General features: G+C 65.0%; 22 protein-coding genes. 17 read left to right on the forward strand and 5 right to left on the reverse strand.

Annotated elements, in window-relative coordinates; all coding sequences use genetic code 11:
* Window positions 1-148: 148 nt before the first annotated feature.
* From RM463_RS03840 to RM463_RS03910, 15 genes are all read left to right on the forward strand, one after another.
* On the forward strand, window positions 149-364 hold the full coding sequence (locus tag RM463_RS03840) for a hypothetical protein (protein WP_311429043.1): 216 nt from the start codon (window positions 149-151) through the stop codon (window positions 362-364).
* A gap of 40 nt (window positions 365-404) precedes the next feature.
* Window positions 405-608 carry a hypothetical protein gene (locus RM463_RS03845; RefSeq protein ID WP_311429044.1) on the forward strand — a complete coding sequence of 68 codons (204 nt, stop codon included), beginning with the start codon at window positions 405-407 and terminating at the stop codon, window positions 606-608.
* Between the two features lie 38 nt (window positions 609-646).
* A complete protein-coding gene (locus RM463_RS03850) occupies window positions 647-835 on the forward strand; it encodes a hypothetical protein (RefSeq protein WP_311429045.1) in 189 nt (62 codons plus the stop codon).
* Window positions 832-1,095, forward strand: a complete 264-nt coding sequence (locus RM463_RS03855) for an ogr/Delta-like zinc finger family protein (RefSeq protein ID WP_311429046.1) — start codon at window positions 832-834, stop codon at window positions 1,093-1,095. Before RM463_RS03850 ends, RM463_RS03855 begins: the two co-directional genes overlap by 4 nt.
* 18 nt (window positions 1,096-1,113) lie before the next feature.
* Entirely contained in the window at window positions 1,114-1,506 is a 393-nt protein-coding gene (locus RM463_RS03860; RefSeq protein WP_311429047.1) for a hypothetical protein, read from the forward strand.
* Between the two features lie 30 nt (window positions 1,507-1,536).
* Window positions 1,537-1,959 carry a hypothetical protein gene (locus tag RM463_RS03865; RefSeq protein WP_311429048.1) on the forward strand — a complete coding sequence of 141 codons (423 nt, stop codon included), beginning with the start codon at window positions 1,537-1,539 and terminating at the stop codon, window positions 1,957-1,959.
* A gap of 126 nt (window positions 1,960-2,085) precedes the next feature.
* Window positions 2,086-4,218: a toprim domain-containing protein gene (locus RM463_RS03870; protein ID WP_311429049.1), complete on the forward strand. Its 2,133-nt coding sequence runs from the start codon at window positions 2,086-2,088 to the stop codon at window positions 4,216-4,218.
* 22 nt (window positions 4,219-4,240) lie between these two features.
* A complete protein-coding gene (locus RM463_RS03875; RefSeq protein WP_311429050.1) occupies window positions 4,241-4,567 on the forward strand; it encodes a phage antirepressor KilAC domain-containing protein in 327 nt (108 codons plus the stop codon).
* The gene (locus tag RM463_RS03880) at window positions 4,564-4,950 is read left to right on the forward strand and encodes a hypothetical protein (protein ID WP_311429051.1); all 387 of its coding nucleotides are present in this window, start codon (window positions 4,564-4,566) and stop codon (window positions 4,948-4,950) included. The genes RM463_RS03875 and RM463_RS03880 overlap by 4 nt, the downstream gene beginning before the upstream one ends.
* Before the next feature lie 3 nt (window positions 4,951-4,953).
* Window positions 4,954-5,181: a TraR/DksA family transcriptional regulator gene (locus RM463_RS03885; RefSeq protein ID WP_311429052.1), complete on the forward strand. Its 228-nt coding sequence runs from the start codon at window positions 4,954-4,956 to the stop codon at window positions 5,179-5,181.
* Window positions 5,162-5,443 (forward strand): hypothetical protein, encoded by a 282-nt coding sequence (locus tag RM463_RS03890; protein WP_311429053.1) that lies wholly within the window; start codon window positions 5,162-5,164, stop codon window positions 5,441-5,443. The genes RM463_RS03885 and RM463_RS03890 overlap by 20 nt, the downstream gene beginning before the upstream one ends.
* Window positions 5,436-5,666 (forward strand): hypothetical protein, encoded by a 231-nt coding sequence (locus RM463_RS03895; RefSeq protein ID WP_311429054.1) that lies wholly within the window; start codon window positions 5,436-5,438, stop codon window positions 5,664-5,666. Before RM463_RS03890 ends, RM463_RS03895 begins: the two co-directional genes overlap by 8 nt.
* Window positions 5,666-5,944, forward strand: a complete 279-nt coding sequence (locus RM463_RS03900; RefSeq protein ID WP_311429055.1) for a hypothetical protein — start codon at window positions 5,666-5,668, stop codon at window positions 5,942-5,944. The genes RM463_RS03895 and RM463_RS03900 overlap by 1 nt, the downstream gene beginning before the upstream one ends.
* Window positions 5,941-6,258 (forward strand): hypothetical protein, encoded by a 318-nt coding sequence (locus RM463_RS03905; RefSeq protein ID WP_311429056.1) that lies wholly within the window; start codon window positions 5,941-5,943, stop codon window positions 6,256-6,258. The genes RM463_RS03900 and RM463_RS03905 overlap by 4 nt, the downstream gene beginning before the upstream one ends.
* Complete coding sequence (locus RM463_RS03910) at window positions 6,255-6,473, forward strand: pyocin activator PrtN family protein (protein ID WP_311429057.1); 219 nt, start codon at window positions 6,255-6,257, stop codon at window positions 6,471-6,473. The genes RM463_RS03905 and RM463_RS03910 overlap by 4 nt, the downstream gene beginning before the upstream one ends.
* Here RM463_RS03910 and RM463_RS03915 read toward each other — a convergent pair.
* Window positions 6,470-7,492, reverse strand: a complete 1,023-nt coding sequence (locus RM463_RS03915) for a site-specific integrase (protein WP_311429058.1) — start codon at window positions 7,490-7,492, stop codon at window positions 6,470-6,472. The two genes, RM463_RS03910 and RM463_RS03915, sit on opposite strands and share 4 nt — an antisense overlap.
* A gap of 139 nt (window positions 7,493-7,631) precedes the next feature.
* Here RM463_RS03915 and dusA point away from each other — a divergent pair, with 139 nt between their 5' ends.
* Window positions 7,632-8,642 carry a tRNA dihydrouridine(20/20a) synthase DusA gene (gene dusA, locus RM463_RS03920; RefSeq protein WP_311429059.1) on the forward strand — a complete coding sequence of 337 codons (1,011 nt, stop codon included), beginning with the start codon at window positions 7,632-7,634 and terminating at the stop codon, window positions 8,640-8,642.
* A gap of 18 nt (window positions 8,643-8,660) precedes the next feature.
* Here dusA and RM463_RS03925 read toward each other — a convergent pair whose 3' ends face one another.
* Window positions 8,661-9,692 (reverse strand): succinylglutamate desuccinylase/aspartoacylase family protein, encoded by a 1,032-nt coding sequence (locus RM463_RS03925; RefSeq protein ID WP_311429060.1) that lies wholly within the window; start codon window positions 9,690-9,692, stop codon window positions 8,661-8,663.
* 148 nt (window positions 9,693-9,840) lie between these two features.
* On the opposite strand from RM463_RS03925, the gene RM463_RS03930 reads away from it, so the two are divergent.
* Window positions 9,841-10,455 (forward strand): TetR family transcriptional regulator, encoded by a 615-nt coding sequence (locus tag RM463_RS03930; RefSeq protein WP_195687021.1) that lies wholly within the window; start codon window positions 9,841-9,843, stop codon window positions 10,453-10,455.
* Here the strand turns inward: RM463_RS03930 and RM463_RS03935 are convergent.
* The 3 genes from RM463_RS03935 to RM463_RS03945 form a co-directional block, all read right to left on the reverse strand.
* Window positions 10,452-11,123 (reverse strand): hypothetical protein, encoded by a 672-nt coding sequence (locus RM463_RS03935; RefSeq protein ID WP_311429061.1) that lies wholly within the window; start codon window positions 11,121-11,123, stop codon window positions 10,452-10,454. The two genes, RM463_RS03930 and RM463_RS03935, sit on opposite strands and share 4 nt — an antisense overlap.
* 209 nt (window positions 11,124-11,332) lie before the next feature.
* On the reverse strand, window positions 11,333-14,512 hold the full coding sequence (locus RM463_RS03940) for an efflux RND transporter permease subunit (protein ID WP_311429062.1): 3,180 nt from the start codon (window positions 14,510-14,512) through the stop codon (window positions 11,333-11,335).
* Window positions 14,509-15,828 carry an efflux RND transporter periplasmic adaptor subunit gene (locus tag RM463_RS03945; RefSeq protein ID WP_311429063.1) on the reverse strand — a complete coding sequence of 440 codons (1,320 nt, stop codon included), beginning with the start codon at window positions 15,826-15,828 and terminating at the stop codon, window positions 14,509-14,511. The genes RM463_RS03940 and RM463_RS03945 overlap by 4 nt, the downstream gene beginning before the upstream one ends.
* Window positions 15,829-15,904: the final 76 nt, after the last annotated feature.

The raw sequence follows: 15,904 nt of genomic DNA on the forward strand, positions 1-15,904 counted from the left end.
TCGGTCTGCGAAAGACCTAACCGGGCCCGCTCTTCACGCAAACGCATCCCTATAGAATCCATTAGATTTCATCTTCCCATTGACAATGGAATCATTTGATTCCATTCTTACAAACGTAGTCTTAGACAACCTTAGAGAAGGTTACCCGATGAGTAATGACGACAACAGACCTCGCCCCGTGGTGTCGCGCTCTCCGCGCGGCTGTACCGCACAAGTCATGGTCCAGGTCACCCCACTGGAGCGCGAGAAACTCGAAGCCATCGCCGAGCTGGAGATGCGCTCGTTGTCCAGTACCGCCCGCATGCTTCTGGTCAAGGGCATTGAGCAGTACGACGCCGAAACCGAGAAGGCCTCTCGGTCCTGAACCCATTTCATTCCTGACCTGCTGCATAAGGACATCCGCCATGTACCAGGACCCGAAACGCATTCGCACCAAGGCCACCGTCTACCTCGACCAGTACGAGGCCGACGTGATCACCGCGCTGGCCAACTACCTGGGCGTGCCCAAGGCCGAGGTGATGCGCCAGATGATGATGAAAGAGGCGCGCGACGTGCTGGGCATCGATCTCGCTTCCTTTGAAAGCAGTGTCGCCCCTAACGCCGGCTGATCGCCGCCCCCTTTTCCACCGTGCATCCGAGGTCACGCATGCCGGAACACACCATGGATCTCGACCAGCAGGCCAAGGCGGTTCTCGACGCCATCTGCGAACAGCAGGGCCTGGAGACCCGCGAACAGGCTGCCGAATGGTTGCTGCGCCGGCGCATACGCCGCGGCGCCCAGGGCCTGACTGGTCGAGGCCGCGCTCTCTACGACGTGAAAGGAGGCCACTGTTGAGCTCGTTTCAGAACAAGCACCGTCTGCCCTGCCCGCACTGCGGCCAGACGGCGCGCATTCGCAAGAGCCAGGGACTGACACCGGTGTATCGCGAGGCGGTGCTGGAGTGCCGCAACCCAGACTGCGGGTGGCGCGGCAAGGTCTCGATGGAGATCACCCACACCATTGCTCCCAGCGACTCACCCAACCCCACGGTATCGCTGCCGTTGTTACCTCGGCTGCGTGACCTGTTGCTTGCCAACGCCACGGCCAACGACTGATCAACAAGGACGTTCACCATGACCCATGTTTCTACCCTGCTTACCCCACGCGCCGCCGTTCACCAGCTGGACCCGCACAACCTGGCCATTCAGTGGATGTTCCGCCACGGCCACTCACTGGGTCGCGTCGCCGCCATCGAGGGGCTTACCGCCTACCTGATGGAGGCCACCGGGGTCAGCCAGCGCAGCGCCGAGGTGCAGGCCATTCAGGCCTATGCCGAGACCTCAAGCGTCAGCCAGCTGGCCCACATCGATGCCGATGCCACCACCGCGCATGTGGTGGTGCTGCGCACCCTGACCGGTCGCGCCGTGGCCTTTACCACCGATGACTTGCTGCACCTGCTCGAGCAGGCCCGCGACCAGGGCAAGGCCCGCGTAGTCAACGCTCAGCCGGCCGCTCTCGCGCAGTAACTCTCACTCACACGGCATAGGAGGCTCAGCGTGAATCCATCGCTGCGCCAGGACATCCTCGCGCGCTTGATGCGCGACTACCGCGCCGAAGAGCGCGGCCCGTACCTGCAGAAGGTGCAATGCCCCGACTGCGGCAAGCGGGAGGCCTACATCGCCACCGAGGCGCCGTGGATGCTGAAGTGCGGGCGCGAGAACAACTGTGGCAGTCAGCTCCACGTCAAGGAGCTGTTCCCCGAGTTCTTCGCCTCCTGGTCTGAGCGCTACGCGCCCCGCCCCGATCAATCGCCCCACAAGACGCCGGCCAGCGCCACCCCGGTGGCGGATGGCTACCTGCGCGACGGCCGCGGCTTCGAGCTGGAGCGCATCCAGGGCTGGTACACCCAGGAGAGCTACTGGAAGCCCAACATCGGCGGCACGGCTACGGTGCGCTTCGCCCTGCCCGGCGGCGCCTAATGGGAACGGCTGCTCGACAATCCCGAGCGCTTCGGCAAGCAGAAGGCCAACTTCGTCGGCCGGTACAAGGGCAACTGGTGGCAGCCGCCGACCCTGACGGCCGCCGACCTGGTCGAGGCCGGCGCGGTGTGGATCGTCGAGGGCATCTTCGACGCCATCGCCCTCTACCACCATGGCATCGCCGCGGTCTCGGCGATGAGCTGCGCCAACTACCCGGAGTCTGCGCTCAAGGCCCTGGCCGATGCCGCCCATGCCGCCGGTACCGCGCGCCCCACCCTGGTGTGGGCGCTGGACGGTAACCGTGCCGGTCAGAACGCCACACTGAAGCACGTCCAGCGGGCCCGGGCGGCAGGCTGGGAGTGCCGCGCCGCACTGGTCCCCGGCGGCGGCCGCCACGACTGGAACGACTGCCACCAGCGCGACGAGCTCACCGAGCAGCACCGCGAGACCTACCGCTACCACGGTGCCCTGCTGCTGGCCCCTTCGGCCATGGCCAAGGCACTGATCATCTACAAGCGCACCGAGCGCCGGGAATTCTGGTTCGAGTACAAGCGCCAGGTGTGGTGGTGGAAGCTCGACGTCGACGCCTTCGATCGCGCGGTGCGCGCCGAGGGCGAGGACGGCGGCGACCAGCAGAGCCTCAACCCGGCGATCCGCGATGCCGCCCTCGAGCAGGCCGGCAACGTCAAGCGTATCTGTACCTGTTTCCCCACGGCGCTGTACTACCAGGCCAACGCCGTCACCGACGAGAGCTGGTACTACTATCGCGTCGAGTTCCCCGACGGCCGGGCTCCGGTGAAGAACACCTTCAGCGGCGGCCAGCTGGCCAGTGCCTCCGAGTACAAGAAGCGCTTGCTTGGCGTGGCCCCGGGCGCGGTTTGGACCGGCACAAGCCAGCAGCTCGACACCCTGCTTCAGGACCAGATCGGCAACATCAAGACCGTCGAGACCATCGACTACATCGGCTACAGCAAGGAGCACGGCGCCTATGTGTTCGGCGACCTGGCCGTGGCCGGCGGCAAGCTGGTGCGCATCAACAGCGAGGACTATTTCGAGCTCGGTCCGCGCAAGCAGCTCAAGACCCTGAGCCAGTCGGTGACCCTGCACCTCAACCCGGATCGCGAGGCCTATCAGACCCGCTGGACGAACCAGCTGCTCGGCGCCTTCGGCAGCAAGGGCGTGGTGGCCCTGGCCTACTGGTTGGGCAGCCTGCTCGCCGAGCAGATCCGCGCCGAGATGGGTTCGTTTCCCTTCCTCGAGATCGTCGGCGAGGCCGGCGCCGGCAAGTCCACGCTGATCGAGTTCCTGTGGAAGCTGGTGGGTCGCCGGGACTACGAGGGCTTCGACCCTTCCAAGGCGACCATGCCGGCACGCAGCCGGAACTTCGCCCAGGTCTCCAATCTGCCGGTGGTGCTGATCGAGTCGGACCGCGAGCAGGAGGGCGGCGCCAAGCAGAAGCAGTTCGACTGGGATGAACTCAAGACCGCCTTCAACGGCCGCTCGATCCGCGCCCGGGGCGTGAAGAACAGCGGCAACGACACCTACGAGCCCCCCTTTCGCGGCTCGATCGTGATCAGCCAGAACGCCGCCGTGCAGGCCGGCGAGGCGATCCAGACCCGCATCTGCCACCTGCATTTCACTCGCGAGGGGCAGAACCGCCAGACCAAGGAGCTCGCCGAGGCGCTGGAGAAGGCCGAAATCGAGCACGTCAGCCAGTTCGCCCTGGACGTGGCACAACGCGAGGCCGAGCTGCTCACGCTGATTCACGAGCGCGCCAGAACCTACGCCGAGCGCCTCGCCGATGACCCGGACGTCAAGGTGCTGCGCATCGCCAAGTGCCACGGCCAGTTACTGGCCCTGGTGGAGTGCCTGGGCCCCGATGGCCTGGGCCTGTTCGACGCCCAGACCACCGACCTCGCCTGCGGGCAGGTATGGCAGATGGCCCGGGAACGCCAGCAAGCGATCAACGCCGATCACCCGTTGGTGGCCGAGTTCTGGGAAGCCGTCGACTACCTCGAGGGGCTCAGGGCCGAGCCAGTACTCGATCACTACGGCGGCGAGGGCGATCTGATCGCCATCAACCTCAAGGACTTCGAGCGGGCCTGCGGTGAATACAAGCTCCGCGTGCCCGAACTGCGCGAGCTCAAGCGCTACCTCAAGGCCAGCAAGACCCGCAAGTTCGTCGACGCCAACCGCACCGTGCGCTCCCGCATCCGCCTCAACGGCGCGAGCGTGAAGTGCTGGGTGTTCCAGGCATAGCAGGTAGAGAAAGGAGGCCCATATGCAGCGTACCTACTCACTCGACCAGGCCGCCGGCCTGCTGAACATCGGCCGCAACACCCTGACCCGCCGCCTGCGCGAGGCCGGAGTGCTGGGCGCCGACAACCTGCCCGCCGGACGCTACCGCGGCAACACCCGCCTGGTGATGGTGGCCACCGGCGTCTATCACCACCCGATCTGCGGCTGGACCCACTACGGCCGCACCGAACTCACCGATGCCGGACTCGACCACGTGGCCGACAGGCTCGGCATCGCCATCGATCACCTGCCCACGTATCACGCTCGCCGGGCAGGCCCGCAAGCCCACCACGCAGGGAGCACATCATGACCATGCCCAACCTCAGCCAGCGCCTGAGCGAGCGAAACCGCCAAGCCCTGGAAGCCATGCTCGTCGCCGAGGCCGACGCCAAACAGCGCCTGGCCCAGGTAGAGAAGCTCGGCCCCACGGCGCTGAACCGACTGGCCCAGGTCGCCCAGGGTGACAGCGGTCAGAGCCACCACTGCCGCCGGATCCTGCTCGCCGTCTACAACGGCCCCGAATGGCCCCTCGAACTCACCCGGCTACGGGTGATCGATCGCGACCTCCAGGACGCCGCCCTGGTCGTCATCGAGTGGGCCGCCTATACCGGCCGGGAGTTGCACGAGTACCTGGACGATGGCAACGCGCTGATGCGGCGCTTCTGGCTGATCGAAACCGGCGGGGAGGACTGAGCCATGGCCGACAACGCCGATATCGCCAACGAACTGATGGAGCGCCGCCTCGAGGCGGCGCTGACCAACCGCCCAACATGGACCGGCGTGAATTGGGCCCGCACAGAATGCGACGACTGCGGCAACGAGATCCCCGCCGCTCGCCGCCAGGCCGCGCCCTGGGCGAGCACCTGCATCGAGTGCCAGTCCATCCGTGAAGGGAGAAACAAGCATGTTCGCCAAGCTCTTTGAATCGCCGAAGTACGGCCAGACCCTGGCCAAGCTCGACACGCACCAAGAAGAACACACCCCCGAGGTCCGCTTCTACGTGCAGCCGAAGAACCTGGGCGTCTGCTCATTTGCCCTCGGCTTTAAAGACGACGACCGCGGCTGGGAGCTGGCCGAGCAGGCCTTCGAGGAGACCAACCTGGAGCTAGCCGAGGAAGGTATTGCGGCGATGTTCCGCGACTTCCCCATCACCGTGGAATTCGGGGAGGAAGCGACCGATGCATAGAGCCAAGCAAGACCACGTCAGCGCGCTTCTCAACACTAGTGCCCAGGATGCCGCCGGCAGCCTCGCCACCCTAGCCGAGCGCGACCCAGCCAACGCACTGGAGCTATGCGCCGCGGCCCTGGTGCGGCTCAACGCCACCAACAGCGAACGCATCAGCCATCGCAAGGCGTTCACCGCCGCCGCGCGAAAGGCGCTCAAGCAGCTGGAGAGAGGGCCGAAATAATGACGTTCCGTAGACATGCAGAGGCCGCCGAACTGGCGGCCAACCGGACCACTTACAGCCTGGCCCGAGAGCTGCTCGGCACTCGAGTCGCCCTGACGGAGGCCCGAGCGGAGCTGGAGGAGGTCCGCGGCGAGCGCAATGAACTGTCGACCGACCTCGATCGAACTCGAAACTTGCTGATTGATGTCACCGACACCTGCCTGCGCCTGAGAGCGCAGCGCGGCCACCTTGCCGACCAGCTCGAGACGCTGAGCATCCCGCGCGAGGAGGCATCATGACTGAGCCATCACCGAAAGGCGGGCGTCTCGCCCGGCAGGCCGCCATGCTTTGCCAGAATCCGGCATTTCGGCTCTACCTTGACCGCCGCAAGCGCCACAAACTGGGCATGACCGAAGCCGCCTTGCCCGACGGCACCCACAGCGAGCAGGACGCCCGCGATTGGCTGTGCGCCGCCTGCGGCATCCACAGCCGCGCCGAGCTGGATCACAGTCTCGAGGCGGGGCGCACCTTCGTTCGGGTTCGCACCCGGTTCAACCAGTGGGGAGCCAGGAACCGCGTCACCAACCAGAGAACAGGGAACAAAGGCCCATGAAGACTGAATTTCTGCTGATGGCACAGTACGAGAGGGTGCTGATTCCCCTGGAGGTCTTTGCCAAGGACATCATGGGCGTCGAGCTCCAGACGGCACGCAACCGTATCGCCGCCGGCACCTTTCCGGTACCGCTGACCCGCACAGGCCGGCAACCGATGGTGCATATCGCCGATGCCGCCAAGTACATCGACCAGCAGCGAGAGGGCGCAGCCTAGCGCTCTCGATCACGCCTGGCGAGATCGCCGGCTTTCAGGTTCACGTACCGGCGAAGGCTGCCCCAGTCACGATGGCCAGACACCATGGCCACCTCCTGGATCTGGTAGCCTCGCTCGAAAAGCCGGCTGATTCCTTCGTGCCTCAAGTCGTGAAAGTGCAGGTCTTCGATCTCGAGGTGGCGGCAGATCCGCCTAAACCCGTTCCCCACCGACTCGGAGCCGTAGGGGAACACACGATCATCGACCCGAGGCTGCGCCTCGATGATGCCCTGGCTCTCCCCCATCAAAGGCACCTCCTGGTCGCGCTTCTGTGTCGGATGCTTGCGCAGCCGGATGATCACCGTGCCCGCTTCGAGGTCGACATCCTCCCACCTCAAACTGCAGATCTCGTCGAGACGCATGGCGGACTCGACGGCGAAGCGAATCAGGTCGTGATAGCGGATCCGCCGTAGCGCCCGGTTATGCTTCGTGTGGACCAGCAGAGCCTCGAGCTCATCGGCCGTCGGCCGTCTGTCTCGACTCTGCGGCGAACCAATCAAACCTGCACGCTGCAGCCCCACCCGCCAGCTCGACATCTTGTCCTTGAATCCTGCGGGTAACTGAGCGCTCACGATAGCGGTGGTCACCGCGCCGGAAAGAAACATAATGTCGTGCTTGGTCGTGGCCGGCTTCACGCCATCCACGGCAATCCGCGTCTGGCAAAACTCCTGCAGTTTCTGGAAGGAAAGCTCCGAGGCTAGAAGCTCAGCACCAAGGCCCGCTTTCAGGTTCCGGGCCGAAGCCTTATTCTTGCGCCCTCGGTTCGAGATCTGCTCCAGGTGTACCAGGTGGCCATCGACGAGGTCCCCGAGGGTCGGGATCGGTCCTTGGCCAACCAACCCCGCCTCGATATCGTTCTCGATCTGCCGCGCCCAGGCCTGGGCACGCGCTTTCGTGCTGAACGTCCGGCTCTGGGCCGGGTGTCCTTTCTTACGTACAATGGCTCGCCATCGAGTCCCTCTCTTCTGATATGTCGCCATGCTGTACCACTTTTCCGCTGCAAAAGGATATCGCCCGAAACCTGGTGCACTGATGGTACACCCACACCAGTTTTGACAGGGAGCAGCTGGTATTAAACAGTATATTTATACAGTATGTCGAGAAAGGTAAGTGCCTGATATGACGACAAACCCCCCGATTTCAGAGGCCCGCCGATTTTCTGTGGCACCGATGATGGAATGGACGACCCGCGACTACCGCGCGTTTGCCAGGACCCTCACCCGTCACGCCCTGCTCTATACCGAGATGGTCACGACCGGCGCCATTCTCCACGGCAGCCCCCGGGAGCGCTTCCTGGGGTTCGACGAGGTCGAGCACCCGCTCGCCCTGCAGCTGGGCGGCAGCGACCCCGGCGCGCTCGCCGAGTGCGCGGCCATCGCCGAGGCGTGGGGCTATGATGAGGTCAACCTCAACGTTGGCTGCCCCAGCGACCGGGTCCAGAACAACCTGATCGGCGCCTGCCTGATGGGGCACCCCCAGAAGGTCGCCGCGGCGGTCAAAGCGATGCGCGAGGCGGTGTCCATTCCGGTCACCGTCAAGTGCCGCATCGGCATCGACGACCAGGACGAGGATGCCGACCTCTCGCGCTTTATCGATACCGTTGCCGACGCCGGCTGTGACACCTTTATCGTGCATGCGCGCAAGGCATGGCTGGAGGGCCTCTCCCCCAAGGAGAATCGTGACGTGCCGCCGCTCAACTACCCCCGGGTGCATCGTCTCAAGGCGAGCCGTCCCGAGCTGCATATCGGCATCAACGGCGGCCTCAAGACGCTCGAGGCCTGCCAGGAGCAGCTCGAGTTCGTCGACAGCGTGATGGTGGGTCGCGAGGCCTACCAGAACCCCTGGCTGCTCGCCGGGGTCGACCAGGCGCTCTACGGCGTCCCCGGACCGGCAGCCAGCCGCCATGCCGCGGCCCGCGCTCTGCGCCCCTATATCGCTCGCCGCCTCGCGGAGGGGGCCAGGCTCAACCACCTGACTCGCCACCTGCTGGGCCTCTTCCAGGGCCAGCCGGGCGGACGCAAGTTTCGCCGCCACCTGTCGGAGAATGCCCATCGCGAGGGGGCCGGCCTGGCAGTGTTCGATGATGCCCTGGGCCTGGTCGCCGAGCGCGAGACGCCCGCCGTGGCCTGAGGCCGCTCGGCACACTCTTCAGTACAGCGGGTCGGGGGGCGGTTCCAGGCTGGAATGAAAGCCTTCGATCGCGCTCTGGGCCTCCTCGATGGCATCGAAGCGAGCGATATGAAACAGCGCCTCGCCCTCGTTGGCCAGTGGCAGGCGACTCATGCCGATCACGATACCGTCCGCCATGGCCAGCACCTCCCCTTCCGCGTTGCCGAAGGGATCGGCCACCCGGCCCAGCACTTCGCCCCTGGCCACCCGCGCCCCCAGGCGTACCCTGGGGCGCAGGATTCCATCGATGGGGGCCCGCGCCCAGCTTGAGCCATTGGCCACCTCGGCGGCCGGGGGCTCACGGCGGCGGTGCTCCCCGCTCAGCATGCCCAGGCGACGCATCACCCGGAGCACCCCGCGCACCCCGGGGGTGATCGCCCATTCGTCGAAACGCAGCGCCTCGCCGGCCTCATAGGTCAGCACCGGTATCCCGCGATTCTGGGCATAGTGTCGCAGGCTCCCCTCGCGCAGCTCGGCATTGAGGATCACCGGCGCCCCGAAGGCATTGGCCATGCGCTCGGTCTCCCCGCCCGCTACCAGCTGGGCGCGAATCTGGGGCAGGTTGGTACGATGGATCGCCCCGGTATGCAGATCGACGATATGTGTCGCCTGATCGACGATCGCCTCGCGAAACAGCGCCGCCATGCGGCCCCCCAGGGAGCCCGACTCGCTGCCCGGAAAGCAGCGATTGAGGTCGCGGCGGTCAGGCAGATAACGGCTGTTCTGCACGAAGCCGAAGACATTGACGATCGGCACGGCGATCAGGGTCCCACGCAGGCCCTGCAGCTGCCTGGAGCGCAGCAGACGACGCACGATCTCCACGCCATTGATCTCGTCACCGTGAATGCCGCCGCATACCAGCAGGGTCGGTCCCGCCTGGCGGCCATGGACCACCTCCACGGGAATGGAGAGCGGAGCGTGGGTGTACAGGCGCGCGGCGGGCACGTCGACCTGGGTACGACTGCCTGGCGCGGTGGCGACACCGGCAAGGTCGAAGGGGGCTCGAGGCATGGGAACTCCTGCGGCAGAGGTGCCGATTCTGGCGCCCTTTTATACGGCAGTGCGCGGCGAAAGACGAACATCGTGACATACAGGAATGAATGTAAATCTTGGACGCATCGGATAGAATGAAGGTATCCACTTCTCACGGGACCTGACCATGGCTCGACGCACCAAGGCCGAGGCCGCCGCGACTCGCGAGGCCCTGCTCGATGCTGCCGAAGAGGTCTTCCTCGAAAAGGGTGTCGCACGCACCTCCCTGGAGCAGATTGCCCGCCACGCCGGCATGACCCGGGGTGCCGTCTACTGGCACTTCAAGAACAAGGCGGACCTCTTCCAGGCCATGCTGTGCCGGGTACGCATGCCCTTCCAGGAGCTGATCGCGGAGATTGCCGATCCGAGCCTGGTGGAGCGTCCCCTGGAGGCCATTCGCCTGGCCATCCAGAACGGCTTCGAACGCCTCGAACAACCCCGCTATCGGCGCGTGCATGCCATCCTGGTCCATCACTGCGAGGTGTTCGGCGATATCGACCCGCTGGCCATGCAGAATGAGATGACCGACGAGGCCCGCGAGGCCCTGACCGACTACTTCACCTGCGCGGCACGCCTGAAGCAGTTGCGTGAAGACCTCTCCCCCGATATCGCCGCCGAACTGATGCTGGCGCTGCTCGGTGGACTCTTCCATGACTGGTTGCGCAACCACGAGCGCTTCTCGATCGCGATCAAGGGCAGCGAGCTGGTGGCTCTCCAGCTCGAGCTGATGCGCCGGCCCTAGGCCGCCGTGGCCGAGCGTCGCCCACCCAGCCGCAGCCGCCTGAGGTGAGCGCGGGCCTCGCGAAACTCTCCATCCTCGACACTGCGATAGGTGCCCTCCTCCACCAGGTACTTCACCAGTACCCGCCGCTCGCCGGCCCGGGGCATGCTGCCTGCCTTGCCCTGCAGGCGCACTTCGCACTGGGGATCGTCGAGCAGGATCGCACTGGCCACCCCCTCGGCATCCGGCGCCGAGCGCACCTCGACAAGCTCACCCAGCAGGCAGCGCCGATGGATATGCGAGTAGCGGTGGAACCAGCGCCTCATCGAGTGGCAGAGTGCCGCGGCGAGCGGTGAGGCGACCGCGAAGGCCCCCCACAGCACCACGATCCCCAGCGGGACCCGGAACAGCCCCAGCGCCAACCAGCGCAGCGCCACGAGCTCCACCGTCAGGGTGATGGCCGCCGCCAGCCCCAGCAGCACCGAGAGCGAGACGCTGGCCGGCACGCCCACAAAGCCAAGGGCGACCAGCGAGCTGGCCAGATAGTCACCCTTCAGGCTGTCATGCTCGAACAGCTCCAGCGGTGCCAGACGCAGCGCCACCAGCACCCAGTAGAGCAGCAGGAGCGGTATCAGCACACTGAACACCACTACCGGAAAGCTCAGCGCAACTCCCATGACGAACTCCATGGTCACCTCCCCGACACTACTTAGCCAACGAATGGGACCCTGGTAATCACTATAGCCTCTCCTCCCGGACGAAGGCCAAGGAGCGGCAGCACGGTCAGGTAGCCCACAGGTAGCACAGTGAGCCTCATCGGAGTGAGTTGTTTCCCGGAAAGACAAGGGGCGCCTCATAAGAGGCGCCCCTTGTAACAGCCGGCCGAGTCAGGCGATGACTAGCCCTGCTCGGACCCTGCGGCCTGGCGCGGCGCCTCCTTGCCGCGCAGCTTGCGTCCCAGCCAGTCGGAGACCGAGGCGATCATGGCGTAGAAGCTGGGAATGAAGAAGCTCCCCAGCACCGCGACCGACGCCATGCCCACCGCCACCGTGGTGCCGATATGGTGGCTGCTGACATCACTCGCCCCGCTGGCCAGGGCCAGCGGCAGGGTGCCGAAGATAAAGGCCAGCGAGGTCATCACGATCGGCCGGAAGCGCAGCTCCGCCGCGCTGATGGCCGCCTCGCGGATCGTCTTGCCCAACTCCTTGCGCTGCAGCTCGGCGAACTCGACGATCAGGATGGCGTTCTTGGCCGCAAGGCCAACCACCACCAGCATGCCGATCTCCACATAGACACTGGTATCCAGCCCGCGCAGCGCGATGTCGCCGATCCCTCCCAAGAAGGCGAAGGGGGTGGCGGTCAACACCGCCAGCGGCAGCGACCAACTCTCGTACTGGGCGGCCAGGATCAGGAATACCATCAGCAGGCCGAAGATGATTGCCAGGCTGGCGGCACTGCCCATCTGGCTCTCCTGGTAGGCGGTACCGGTCCAGCCCATGCCCCAGCCGCTACCCAGGGTCTCGTCGACAATCTCCTCCATAGCGGTGATCGCCTGGGTTGAGCTGTAGCCCGGCGCCGGGCCACCCTGGAACTGTGCCCCCAGATAGACGCCGAATCGCGATACCGCGGTGGGCTTGGCCTGGCGCTCCAGGGTCACGAACTCCGAGAGTGGAATGCGCTCGCCGCTGCCGCCGCGCACGAAAACGTTGTTGAGGTCGTCCGGTGTCTTGCGGAACTCATCCTCATTCTGCAGGTAGACCTGGAAGTTGCGGTTCTGATAGCTGAAGAAGTTGACGAAGCCATTACCGAAAGTGTTCGACAAGGTTGCGTTGAGCTCGCTCAGCGGCACGCCGTAGCTCAACGCCTTCTGCTGGTCGATCTCGGCACGATACCCCGGCACATTGACGTTGAAGGTGGAAAAGACACGCTGCAGCGCCGGATGCTCGCTTGCCGCCTGCATCACCTTGCGCGACGCCTGGAAGAGCTCCTGGGATGTAGCTCCTTCAAAGGATTGCAGATAGCCGGTGAAGCCGCCGGTAGTAGAGAGCCCCATGATCGGCGGCACGTTGAAGGCCATCGCCGAGCCCCCCGGAACCTGGGCGCCCAGCTGCATGATACGCCCCACCAGCTCATCCGCGGTCAGCGTCCGCTCGTCCCAGGGCAGCATGTTGATGAACATCACCCCGCGGGCGGAGTTCACCGAGCTGGCCAAGATATCGTAGCCGGCCACGGCGGAGCTGTACTCTACTCCCTCGATCTCCTCGATGCGGTTGCTCAGCTTGGCCATATAGGCTTGGGTGCGTGCCAGAGAGGCGGAGTCCGGCAACTGCACACTGGCCAGCACCACCCCCTGATCGGTCTCAGGCACCAGGGTCGAAGGGGTGACCTGGTAGAGCCACCAGGAGCCACCGATCACGACCGCGGTTAGAAGCAGCGCCAGTCCCCAGAAACGCACCAGCACCTTGACCACCCACATATAGACCGAGGTGATACCGGCGAACAGGCTATCGAACAGGCGCAGCGGCGTGTTCACAGCGCGCATCAGCTTGGACTCGCCTAGCTGCGCCTTGTGCTTGATGAACACCGCCGACAGGGCCGGGGTGAAGGTCAGCGCCATCAGCGCCGAGAAGGCCACCGAGATCGCCACGGTCAGGGCAAACTGCTGATAGATCTGGCCGGTGAAGCCGCCCAGAAAGGCCACCGGCACGAATACCGCGGCCATGATCAAGGAGGTGGCAATGACCGGGCCACCCACCTCCTTCATGGCACGCACGGTGGCCTGGGTGACCGTGATCTCCTCATCCTCGCCCAGCACCCGCTCGACGTTTTCCACCACCAGGATGGCATCGTCCACCACGATGCCGATGGCGAGCACCAGCGCGAACAGGGTCAGCAGGTTGATCGAGAAGCCGAACATGTAGAAGCCGGCAAAGGTAGCCAGCACCGAGACCGGCACCACCGACATGGCAATCACCGTGAAGCGCCAGTTCTGCAGGAAGATGAACAGGATTACCCCGACGATCAGGAAGGCCTCGATAAACACCTTGGTCACGGTATCGACGGAGGCGCCGATAAACAGCGTGGTGTCGTACGGCACCACATGCTCCAGTCCCGGTGGGAAGCGTCCAGCCAGCTCGGTCATGGTGTCGTTCACTGCCTGGGCGGTCTCGAGGGCATTGGCGCCGGGCTGCTGGTTGATGATGATCGGCGTCATGGTGCCGCCGTTGAGTCGGGCATCAACCCCGTAGAAGGAGGCCCCCAGCTCGATGCGTGCCACGTCGCTGAGACGCAGCGACGAACCATCCGGATTAGTGCGCAGAAAAATCTCGCGGAAGTCATTGACGTCGTTGAGCCGTCCTCCCGCGGTGATGGTGTATGTGAAGGCCCGCGGTTCGCTCTGCGGTGTGCCGGCTAGGCTGCCCGCCGGCACCTCGGTGTTCTGGGCACGAATCGCCGCGGCCACCTCGGTGGGGGTCAGATCGTACTGGGCCAGCTTGTCCGGATCCATCCAGATGCGCATGGCAAACTCGCCTCCCCCCAGCACCGAGGCATCCCCCACGCCGGGCACCTGGCGCAGCTCGTCGAGGATGTTGAGGGTGGCGTAGTTCTGCATGAACACCTTGTCGTAGTCACCCTGCGGCGAGGTCAGCGCAACCAGCATCAAAATCGAGCTGGAGCGCAACTCAACGGTCACACCCTGGGCCTGCACCGCCTCGGGTAGCTGCGAGAGCGCCCCCTGCACCCGATTGTTGACGTTGATGGTGTTGATATCGCCTTCGGTGCCGATATTGAAGGCCACGTTGAGGCTCATGGAGCCGTTGTCACCGCTGGTCGAGGTCATGTAGAGCATGTCCTCGACACCGTTGATGGCCTCGGCCAGGGGAGCCGCCACCGTCTGCGCTACCGTTTCGGCATCGGCGCCGGGGAACTGGGCACGTACCGAGACGGTGGGCGGCACCACGCTGGGATACTGCTCCACAGGCAGCACGCGCATACTGACCACCCCGACCAGAGTCAGGATGATCGCCAACACCGTGGCGAAGATCGGCCGCTTGATAAAGAAGTTGGAGAAGTTCATCGGGCGTCGTCCTCACCGGCCTCGGCCGGCCCCGACTCGCTCTCGGCAGCCGCCTCCTCGGTCGCCTGGCCCTTCTGGCCGGGCTGGGCAGCCGAACCACCCGTTGCCGCCGCACCCTGCTGCTGGTCACCCGCCTGCATGGAGCGCTCGACCAGCGCCTGAGCATCGCCGTCGAAGGGCAACGACTTGATGGTCACGCCCGGCTCGATGCCGGCGAGGTCACCGACCACCACCCGTTCACCGGCCTCAACGCCGCCGCGCAGCACCTGCCAGGGGCCGGCCACCTCACCCAGATCCACTGGGCGCGCGCGAGCCACATCATCCTCGTCGAGCACGAATACCTGGGGCCCCATCAGCCCCTGACCGATCGCGATCTCCGGCACCGCCAACACATCGAAGCGCTTGAGGCCCTCGAGTTCGACACGCACGAACTGTCCGGGAAGCACGCGATGCTCGGGATTGTCGAAGGTGGCACTAGCCTGCACCGTGCTGGTAGCCTCCTCCACGCGGGAACCAAGAAAGTCCAGGCGCCCCTCTAGGCGATCTCCCTCAGCATCCTTGAGGCCAGGAAACTCGAGCACTGCCTGAATTTCCTCTATGGCACCGACATTGTTGAGCTGGCGACGCAGCTCGAAGGCATCCCGCTGGGGCAGCTGAAAACGCACCTCGAGCGGATCCAGCGGCGTGATGGTGGCAAGTTCGGTGCCATTGCTCACCACATTGCCGACGTTGATCCGGCTGAGGCTGATCATGCCCGATACCGGCGCGGTGACCTCGGCATAGTCGAGATCGATCCGTGCGGTGGCCAGTGCCGCCTCGGCCTGGACCACCGACGCGCGTGCCACGCTCAGCTCCGAGCGTGCCTGGTCGACCTGCTGGCGGCTCACCGAGTTCTGGCTCAACAGCCGTTCGAAACGATTGGCATCGCGCTGAGCACGCTCCAGCTGGGCGCGGGCACTCTGCAGGTCGGCCTCACGCTGCCTGACCGCCGCCTGATACACATCCGGTTCGATGGAATAGAGCACCTGTCCCTTCTCGACCATCTCACCCGGCTCGAAGTGACGCTTCTCGAGGGTGCCGGTGACGCGGGCCACCAGCGTCACCTCATCATCGCTGCGCAGCAGCGAGGGATAGGAACGTTCCAGATCGAGATCCTGTCGGGCCAGCTCGGCCACCTCCACCGGGTGTGGGGGTCGTTCCTGGGCGCCGCCCTGCTGGGCCTGCTGAGACGACTCATCTTGACCACAGGCGGCCAGCATCAGGCCGGCGGCCAGGACAAGAAGGCCCGCCCGGCCGATTCGGTATGCAGTTTTCATGCGCGTGGGGGTTCCTTGGGAAATAGCGGATGAACGAATTTTACATTCACCAGTGTATGGATGTAAAACTTAGCTG

Origin of the sequence: Halomonas sp. LES1 (assembly GCF_031846005.1) — a bacterium.
Taxonomy (GTDB): Bacteria; Pseudomonadota; Gammaproteobacteria; order Pseudomonadales; family Halomonadaceae; genus Halomonas.